General features: G+C 41.2%; 3 protein-coding genes and 1 pseudogene. 1 reads left to right on the top strand and 3 read right to left on the bottom strand.

The features are described 5' to 3' along the window. Window positions 1-600 precede the first annotated feature (600 nt). Window positions 601-2,072 (top strand): annotated as a pseudogene (gene ltrA, locus AACT19_RS22805) (group II intron reverse transcriptase/maturase). Window positions 2,073-2,299: 227 nt separating this feature from the next. On the opposite strand, the gene AACT19_RS22800 reads toward ltrA, so the two are convergent. From AACT19_RS22800 to AACT19_RS22790, 3 genes are all read right to left on the bottom strand, one after another. Next, complete coding sequence (locus AACT19_RS22800) at window positions 2,300-3,625, bottom strand: tetratricopeptide repeat protein (protein ID WP_016796806.1); 1,326 nt, start codon at window positions 3,623-3,625, stop codon at window positions 2,300-2,302. 575 nt (window positions 3,626-4,200) lie between these two features. Then, complete coding sequence (gene ampC / locus AACT19_RS22795) at window positions 4,201-5,370, bottom strand: class C beta-lactamase (RefSeq protein ID WP_242658973.1); 1,170 nt, start codon at window positions 5,368-5,370, stop codon at window positions 4,201-4,203. 332 nt (window positions 5,371-5,702) lie between these two features. Then, window positions 5,703-7,673: a protein-disulfide reductase DsbD family protein gene (locus tag AACT19_RS22790; RefSeq protein ID WP_242658972.1), complete on the bottom strand. Its 1,971-nt coding sequence runs from the start codon at window positions 7,671-7,673 to the stop codon at window positions 5,703-5,705. Between the last annotated feature and the right edge of the window lie 103 nt (window positions 7,674-7,776).

Genomic DNA, 7,776 nt, shown 5'->3' with positions numbered 1-7,776 from the left:
ATACGTGGATTCCATATAAGGAATGGGGCGTGCGACGTGAAGTCGTATGAAGCGCTGTTCACCGCTTAATGTGTGAACCATCTGTATCACCAGATGAACCTAGGAGCCTGAATAAAGTAGCGGCTCTGACAATGTAATGAAGAATGGTCATGACCATTCGGGATTTGAATCGTGAGAGGACGATCCTCCTGATAACCACAATTGGGTGAGTGCTAGGTAGTCAGCATGATGAACAAAAGTGAATCCGCATAAGGTGCGTTATACGATGAATCAGCGGAAGTGGTTAATACGCTGTGGCCAAAAGGCATGAGAGTCGGAAAGAGATTGCCCCATGCTCTTTCGTGAGCGTTGAACTCTCCGCACTATAGCGGGAATCTACACTGACATTGCGTGACATACGGAACACGGTAAGCCTGTATCACTCCCTCAGGGAAAGCCTATGTGGCCGATAGTGATGCGGGTATAGGAGGTTGGAAAAAGCGAAGGCTGCATTGTAACGATGCAGATACAGACTTGTGTCTGGTCACGAAAGTGAGCCCACTTCCGACTGGTCTCCCGTTGCGAGAGAATTTGAAGAACTTTATTCAAGGAGAAATGCAAATGATGATCTCAAAAGAGATTAGTGCCGCTCCTGACAGCGCTCAATGGCAGTCAATTGACTGGAAATCTGTTGAGGCGCATGTATTAAAGCTTCAGATGCGTATCACAAAGGCAACGAGAGAAGGTAAACGTGGCAAAGCGAAAGCATTGCAATGGATACTGACTCACTCTCGTTCAGCAAAGCTTCTTGCTGTTAAACGAGTATCGCAAAACAAAGGCAGTAAAACGTCTGGAATAGACGGTGTCATTTGGAACACAGACACACGTCGCATGAAAGCCGTGCATCAATTGAGTCGAAAGGCCTATCAAGCTAAACCACTCAAGCGTATCTATATCCCCAAAAAGAATGGCAAACTTCGACCATTGGGCATCCCATGCATGATAGACCGAGCGCAACAGGCACTTTATCTATTAGCATTAGAGCCTGTGTCTGAGAATATTGCCGATCCTAACAGCTATGGTTTTAGACCAAGGCGCAGCACTGCTGACGCAATCGGACAGTGTTTTATCTGCTTAAGTCAGAAACGGTCAGCACAATGGGTTCTCGAAGGGGACATCAAAGCCTGTTTCGACAAAATCGGGCATCAATGGCTGATGGACAATATTGCTGTTGATAAACGTATGTTGGGACAATGGTTAAAGTCTGGCTTTGTAGACAAAGGGCTATTTCAAGACACAGATGAAGGCACGCCTCAAGGCGGGATTATATCCCCAACCTTGATGTTAATGACGCTCTCTGGTCTCGAACAGCAGATTAAGTCTACCGCTCTCAAAAAGGGGGCAAGAGCTAACTTTATTGGATACGCCGACGATTTCGTCGTCACTTGTGCTTCAAAGGAAGTATTAGAGAACGATATCAAACCGTTGATCGCTGATTTCTTAGCAGAAAGAGGATTAACACTTTCCGAAGAGAAAACGCATATCACTCACATTAATGATGGCTTTGATTTCCTAGGTTTAACCATAGGAAGTACAAAGGAAAATTGCTCATTAAACCGAGTAAATCGAACACGTTGATGTTCTTGAGTAATCTGCGTGAACTCGTCAAAAAGCACGTAACCCTACCAGTGAATGATCTTATCAAACTGATAAATCCGAAACTTAGGGGGTGGTCGAACTACTACCGACACTGCGTTGCCAAACAAGTATTCGGATATGTAGGCCACAAGCTATTCCATACATTGTGGCACTGGGCAAAAAGGCGCCATCCAACCAAGTCTAAAACTTGGATCGCCCTAAAATACTTCATCAACCGAAAAGGCCAGTGGCAGTTTCACGGTTGGCAGAAGATCATGGATATGGATTGCCAGTTCAATCTCTTCCAAATAGCTAAAGTGCCAATAGAGAGGCATGTGAAAATCCGAAGTGCAGCGACTCCATTTGACCCCCAATACCAAGAATACTTGGTTCAAAGGAAGTCCAAAAGACTAGCTCGTAACTCTTGGAACGAACCTGCTCCGACTGCTTTATAAGTTGCTGGGTATCAAACGATGCCTTTGTGGAGGCTTGAGCCTAGTGCAGTGAAAGTTGCACGTTGGGTTCTTAGGGAGACGGCACTTGGTAACAGGTGTCGTCCACCCGACAGATCTGAGTTAGCTGGCACTTTTTGAGAAAAGTGCCACGCGTAAAACTTCAGGTCTATGAAGCCTCTGGACAGTTCCGAGTTACGAAGTGCCAACTATGAAGGTTCTGGATAGTGTTAATCCACATGCATTTTTATTAGATTGTCTATTGCTCTCTGATTTCCCTGTTTTGCCGACTTTTTGAGCCATCCTTTAGCTAGGGTTATGTCTTTATGCACCCCCACGCCTTCTTGGTACATTAGTCCCAAAAGAACTTGTGCTTCTGGATTGTTTTGAATAGCAGCTTTCTGTATCCAGATGAACGCAGTTTGCTTATTTTTAACAACACCTAACCCCTTCAGAAACGAAAGTCCCATAAGAAATTGCGATTTGGAGTTATTCTTTTCAGCAGATAATTTTAGCCACTTTGCTGATGTCTGATAGTTTTTTTCAATGCCATCTAATCCATAAAAATATATTCCACTGAGAACAAATAGTGACTCTGGATGACTTTGATTTGCAGACTTAGTTAACCATTCAACAGCAGTATTTATATTGTTTTCTGTACCACGACCCAACATAGTCATGAGACCGTAAAAATACTGTGATTCAGCGTCGCCCTGATTGGCAGCTTTTAAAAACCATTCCAACGCTAAACCGTCATCTTTAGTGACGATAAGACCATTCTTATAAATTAGACCTAATCTATTTTGCGCAGGCATATAATTCTTCTGCGCTGCTTTTGTAAACCAGTCAATTGCTAGAGAGTTGTCCAAAGGAGCACCATCACCATTAAGATACATTCCCCCTAACACATACATTGAGGTAGCGTCATCAAGTTCGGCCCCTTTTGTATACCATTCAATAGCTTTAGAATAGCTTGGGGGTATCCCCAATCCTCGCTGATTCATATAACCAAGAGCATAAATTGCACTAGTATTGTTCTGTGATGCCGCTTTCTCGAACCAATAATAGGCTTTATCCTGATCTGGAGAGATGCCGTCACCTCTTTGATATGAAAGCCCAACGCCATATTGCGCAATAGATATACCTTGAACAGCAGCTTTGTGAATCCATTTAAACCCTTCAGAACCGTTTTTCTTTACTCCACGACCTTCGAGGAGCATTTGTCCCAAAGCATATTCGGCTCGCCAGTATCCTTGATTAGCAGCTTTTCCCCACAATTCTATCGCCTTATTAGCATCGTGATCGAAATACTCTCCTCGATCATACATTAAGCCCAACGTGTATTGAGCTTTAACATTACCAAGTTCTGAATTTTCCACTAATATAGGGATAGCAACAGTGTAGTTTTTAGCATGATAAGCCTTTAATCCCTGTGAGACAGGTGTGGTTTCATACTTGTCAGATCTCTGAATTGGGTTCCCTTCAATTACGTAGTACCAATAAAGTCCAAAAATAATGAATAGGCTTGGGTACACAATCAGACGAGTTTTATTCATATTAGGTCAACATCTATAACAAATTAATTGCACATTGAAGCTTATTGGTTTTCATTACACTATTCAACTATTAGCATTCAATGTATTGAAATGTCTTACATAATGGATACTGAAAAAGCGGTAAGATTATTTTTATAATGTACGTGGGGTGAATCTTTGTTCTTCTTGCCATTAATTCAAGTATTGCGAAAATAAGATATTGAAACCTTGATAACAAGCGGTGCTAACACGTCTTGGGGCAGATCTGAGCTAGCTGGCACTTTTTGAGAAAAGCGCCACGAGTAAAACTTCAGGTCTATGAAGCCTCTGGACAAAAACGAGCTAAAAATGAGAGCAGCAGTAGCTCACTTCGGATAAAAAAATGTATTGATAGCGTCTAAAGTAGTGCCCAAATTTAATTGGCCACTAAATCCCTTTTAAGCAGATACTAGCTGGAATATTTATACGGTATGGCATGCTTTAAGATAATCAAAATCGATAGAAAACTTCGTCCAATATGTAAAAGATTTCATTAGTTAACTTCATCTAGGGGCACCTAAAACTGTGGCCAAATTAAATTGGTCACTGCAGATGGGTTAGTTAACAATTGAATTAATAATATCGTAAGCAGCTTCAACTCTTTCGGTATTTGGGTAGTTTTTATTTGCCAGTATAACCACACCTACCTTTTCAGAAGGCACATATGCCACATAAGCCCCAAAACCACCCGTTGAACCCGTTTTATTGAACCAAACATCACTACCGAGATTAGCTGTCATGCTTTGTGTCACCGGTTTCGCATTAAGAATCACATCACTAGAGTTACCTTCCAATAACTTAGAGAGAGATGTAGGGTAATTATATGCCTCCCACCCGATTGCTTGTGTAAATGTTTTCGTGTCAAAATATCCTATATGAGAGTTTTCTAGAGCATGTTTAATGTTGGCATCAAGAGGTACTATTCCCATATTGGCTTCAATAAATTGAATCATATCGGTGCTTGTGGACTTAATACCATAAGCTTCAGCATCAAGTACTCCGGGGTTTACTCTTACGGGTTCTCCCTTAGCGTTATAACCATAAGCGTACTTCTTAATTTTATTATCAGGCACATCTACAAATGTATTCGTCATCCCAAGTTCAGGTAAAATGATTTTCTCCATCATTTCTGTGTAATCGGCCTGCATACTCAAAGAAGCTATGTAACCAAATAATCCTACACTAGGGTTTGAATATTTCCTCTTTGTCCCGACTTCAAACTCTGGATTCCACTGTCTATAGTACTCCATCATTTCATCATGGTTTGTCACTTCATTTGGAAATTGTAGTGGTAACCCACCTGCAGTATATGTCGCAATATTAACAAGTTTTGAGTTACCTAAAGGCGTATTCTTTAACTCTTTAAGATGATCTGACACTTTATCATTCATATTCAAGGCACCTTTCTCTTGAGCATAGCCAGCTAGTGCAGCAGCAAAAGTTTTACTTATTGAGCCCAGTTCAAAAATAGTCTCATTTGTCACTGGTACATTAGAACCTTGATCAGCAAGGCCATAGTTATAAAAATAACGCTCACCATCTACCGTTACAGCCACGGCTAAACCTCGGATGTTGTACTTTTTCATCAACTCAGTGGAATTTTTATCTACAACACTTCTTACTTTATTTTCAATCGTATAATCAGAGTTAGCGAATGTTGTGAAAGGACTAAGAGATAATATAGCTAAGAAAGTTGCTTGTAGTTTCATATTGATAATTTGACTCATATTTTAATTATTATCTTACACAGCTTAAGCAATCCCACTGAATAAGATTTTAATAGTTATAGAAAGTGCAGAGAAAATGCACCGTTACACAGCGGTTCAATACAAAGTCATATCTTTTATCTGAGGTTTTCGGACTAAAAATTTATGTACTTTGTTTGAGTATATATTGCTGTTTAAGATTAACTAGATTCTGTTATCTACCACTTTGGCAAGGCTATGCTGCACCTGATTTGGACAAAAGCCATTTAATAAATTGCAATAAATGGCTTCTATTAGCTTAGATAGATTAGAAAAAATATCTTAAAGTCGTGTAAGTTTTTATATTCGTTTTATTATGGCTTTGTATAGTCCATTAATATTGACGGTGTTAGGACTTGCGGTAATACCACTGGAGTATCCACACCCTTTTTATACCACAAATAAAGTGGCACACCTGATCGGCCCTGTTGTGATAAAAATTCGGTGATCTGGCTATCGCCATTGGTCCAATCTCCCACCATCACCGCAACATTATTGTCTTTAAATGCTTGTTGCACTTCATCACGATCAATTGACGTTTTCTCGTTTACTTTGCAGGTTAAACACCAATCCGCAGTGAAATACACAAACATATCTTGTTTAGTGCGTAACTCGGCGATTTTAGCTTGATCGAAGTTGAGCACTTGCGTCTCTTCTTCATTAACTGAACGACTCGCTATTTCGCCCGTACTTGGCACGAGATAAATGACAAGTAACAGAGGAATTAAAGTTAATAGAAGCGCAGGCCACCATCTTCCTTTATGTTGAGATTGTTGCCATGCTCCGGTTATCCATAATCCAAATGCCGATAACATGCTCGTTGCAAGAATCATCATCACATAAGTATCGTTTGATTGACGTAATAAGATCCAAACCAATCCTAAGGCGGTAATAAACATCGGAATAGAAAGCACTTTACGAGCGGTTATCATCCAACCACCGGGCTTAGGTAAACGTGTTCTTAGTTTCGGTATAAAGCTCACGAGAAGAAACGGCAGCGCCATACCAAAACCTAATCCGGCAAAGATCAGCAATGCAATACTCATCGGTAATACTAGTGCGGCCCCTAGCGCGGTTGCCATAAATGGGCCAGTACATGGCGTGGCAATAAAGGCGGCGAGTACACCTGTCCAAAAATCGCCCATTGGACCTTTTTGATCTTGTAACTTCGAGCCAGATGTTAAAGTGCCAATTTCAAACAAGCCTGCAAGATTAAACCCTATTGCGCTCATTAAGATGATCAGCACCGAAATTACTATCGGACTTTGCAGTTGAAATGCCCAGCCGATTTGATGCCCCAAGGCTCGTAAACTCAAAATAGCCGCACCAAGAACAAGGCATACCAATACCGCACCTAAGGTGTAAGCAATCGCGCCGGTTTTGGCTCTTTTTTCTGAACTCTGATGGGAAAGACTCAGTATTTTCAAACTAAGAATAGGAAACACACACGGCATAATATTAAGCAACAGACCACCTAAGATTGCGCCTAATAACGCAGTAATGCCTAACCACCATGAGCTGGATTGATCCGTATCCTTGGCATTATCAATATTTTTCGAACTATCAGTTGCAGGAGTAAAAGCGATAGTGTCCGTTTTATTCGCGTCAAAACTGAGACCTATACCACTTTTTAATACCAGAACTCCTTTAAAAACAGGCTCTAGATTGTCACCAACTTGAGTTTGCATCAAAAGCTTATCACCTTTGTGCTGCAAAGTTTGCTTGGCATTATTCACAATCATGCCATTGATCACGGGGTAAATATGCGCACCTTCAATATCCACGCTACTTGGCAGTGGTAATGAGAGTGTTAACTTACTTTTATCGACCGCAAAACGCCCTTCCGCAGCCATTGGTTTTGACAGCTTTTGACGCCATTGATCAAACTGCTCTTTATTTGAATCATTATTCGATTCTTTATCCAATACCAATTGGTGATCTTCACCAACGGTAAACGTGTGCTCTACCGTTTGTTGTTCTGGCAAGCAAGTTGTCGGATTACAAACCAAATAACTCATATCGACTTTGATCGGTATCGAAGTTCCCACCGCAATATCTTTACTGACTATCATTGGAGCAAACAACACATACTGACCGTGATAGATATAATTCATAATATCACTGGTCACAAGTTGACTTGGCGCAGGGTATTTTACTTCACCTGCTTCAACACCTTTTGGCAAATGCCAATCAAAGCTGGTGGGAAACCCAGCATCACCCGGGTTAACCCAATAACCATGCCAACCCTTTTGAGGTGTCATGATCAGGGCAACATCTTGCGTCATGTCAGTGGCTAAGTACCCTGATTCTGTCATCATAGAAACTGATAATAGGCGCTGAGTTTCACCTTGCTCCGTTGCCATTACATGGGCTTTGTTGCGTAATTAA

The organism is Vibrio sp. 10N.222.47.A9 (assembly GCF_963872585.1).
GTDB classification, from domain to species: domain Bacteria; phylum Pseudomonadota; class Gammaproteobacteria; order Enterobacterales; family Vibrionaceae; genus Vibrio; species Vibrio splendidus.
Note: the sequence above shows the minus strand (reverse complement) of the source record. Positions and strands in the feature narration are given on the sequence as shown.

Excerpts from the sequence above, each read along its gene's own strand:
- AACT19_RS22790 (WP_242658972.1), bottom strand. The coding sequence starts at position 7,673 with ATGACGCAAGATGTTGCCCTGATCATGACACCTCAAAAGGGTTGGCAT.
- AACT19_RS22800 (WP_016796806.1), bottom strand. The coding sequence starts at position 3,625 with ATGAATAAAACTCGTCTGATTGTGTACCCAAGCCTATTCATTATTTTT.
- ampC (WP_242658973.1), bottom strand. The coding sequence starts at position 5,370 with ATGAGTCAAATTATCAATATGAAACTACAAGCAACTTTCTTAGCTATA.